General features: G+C 48.0%; 1 protein-coding gene. It reads left to right on the top strand.

Annotation, left to right across the window (positions count from 1 at the left end):
- Positions 1 to 128 precede the first annotated feature (128 nt).
- On the top strand, positions 129 to 2,119 hold a 1,991-nt coding region (locus ACS8E3_RS12950), incomplete at its 3' end, for a type I restriction-modification system subunit M (RefSeq protein ID WP_439244748.1).

Below are 2,119 nucleotides of genomic sequence, written 5' to 3'. Positions count from 1 at the left end.
ATTCAGACTTGCCGAGTAATGTCGAATGCCCTTATGATGGTTGTATTTTGTCTAAGATGAGTTATCACTTTATCGCTGACATACGATCTACATCCTCTATCCCTGCCCAACAACCAAAAGATACTCTCATGACCAAAAACTTCTCTCAAACAGCGGCTTTCATCTGGTCTGTCGCTGATCTATTACGCGGCGACTTTAAGCAATCTCAATACGGCCGCATCATCTTGCCATTCACGCTACTTCGCCGCCTAGAGTGTGTATTAGAAGAGACCAAAGCCGCTGTTGTCGCAGAAAACCAGCGTATCGCTGAAATGGGTTTGCCAGAAGAGGCGCAAGAGAAGTTCTTGATACGTGCCAGCAAGCGACCTTTTTACAATACCTCGCCCATGGATCTTAGCAAGATGGGTCAAAGCGACATCAAGGATAACCTTAATACCTACGTGCAGTCCTTCTCAAAAGACGCGCGGGAGATATTCGAGCACTTTAAATTTGAAGAGTTTGTCGGGCAGCTGGCTGATGCTAACTTGCTGTATAAAGTGGTTCGGATGTTCGCCACTACTGATCTAAGTCCTGAGAAGATATCTAACCATGAAATGGGCTTTGTCTTTGAAGAGCTGATCCGCCGCTTTGCTGAAAGCTCGAACGAGACCGCAGGGGAGCATTTTACCCCGCGCGATATCGTGCGTCTGACCACCTCGCTGGTGTTTATGGAAGATGATGACGCGCTGACCAAAGACGGTATCATTCGCACCATATATGACCCGACAGCGGGGACGGGCGGCTTCCTATCCTCTGGTATGGAATACGTGCTAGAGCTAAACCCTGACGCGGTCATGCGTACTTATGGCCAAGAGCTAAACCCTGAGTCTTATGCCATCTGTAAAGCCGATATGCTGATCAAAGGGCAAGAGGTGAATAACATTAAGCTGGGTAATACCTTATCCAGTGATCAGCTGGCAGGTGAGCAGTTTGATTATATGCTGTCTAATCCGCCGTTTGGGGTAGATTGGAAAAAAATATCAGGCGAGATCAAAGACGAGCACGAGCAAAAAGGCTTTGACGGTCGCTTTGGAGCTGGCTTGCCGCGCGTGTCTGATGGCTCGCTATTATTCCTAATGCATCTACTCAGCAAGATGCGTCCTATCGTTAGTAATGAGCAGAGCGATGAGCAAGCGACAGCCAATAGCACCCAAAATAGCAATCAGGGCAGCCGTATCGGTATCATTTTAAATGGTTCACCGCTATTTACGGGCGGCGCGGGCAGCGGCGAGAGTGAGATCCGCCGTTATATCCTTGAGGCCGATTTACTAGAAGCCATCATCGCCCTGCCGACCGATATGTTCTACAACACCGGTATTGCCACCTATGTCTGGGTACTCAGCAATAAAAAAGCGAATGAGCGCCGCGGCAAGGTGCAATTAATCGACGGTAGTAATCTATATAGCAAGATGCGTAAATCACTTGGCTCTAAGCGCAATGAGATGAGCGATGATGATATCAAGACCATTATCCGCAGCTTCGGTGACTTTGAGGTGGTTGACGCGCGTCTGCTTGATAAGCCTGACGAGGTGAAGTCGAACCGTGGCCGTCAGTCGGCTAACCCTAGCAGTGCACCTGCCAAAACCTTTGCCAGTAAGATATTCGCCACTCATGAGTTTGGCTATCGCCGTATCACCATTGAGCGGCCACTACGTCTCTCCGCGCAGTTATCTGATAATGCCATTGATAGCCTACGCTATGCGCCTAAACCGTTTGATATGGTCATGCCAGCACTGTATGAGGCATTTGGTGGTAACTGGACGACTGATAGCGACGCTGATTCTGATACAAGCAGCTATGGTGACTTGTCAGCGGTCACGACTGAGGCACGTGCGATGATTAAGGCCGACTTCTCTGAGCTCAAAGAAAAGCAAATCAAAGACGTGCTCGATAGCAAAGTATGGCGAGATCAACTTGAGATCATGAATAAAGCGAAAGCTTTGCAAGCGGCGATTGGTGAAAACCAGTTTGATGACTTCAATGAGTTTGAAAAAGTGTTCAAACAAGCGTTAAAAGACACTGATATAAGTCTTGATGTGAAAGAGAAAAAGCAGCTGATGGATGCCATCACGTGGAAAAA

The organism is Psychrobacter sp. 2Y5 (assembly GCF_051847375.1).
In the GTDB taxonomy this organism is placed as follows: domain Bacteria; phylum Pseudomonadota; class Gammaproteobacteria; order Pseudomonadales; family Moraxellaceae; genus Psychrobacter.
This window is presented reverse-complemented; position numbering and strand designations above follow the sequence as displayed.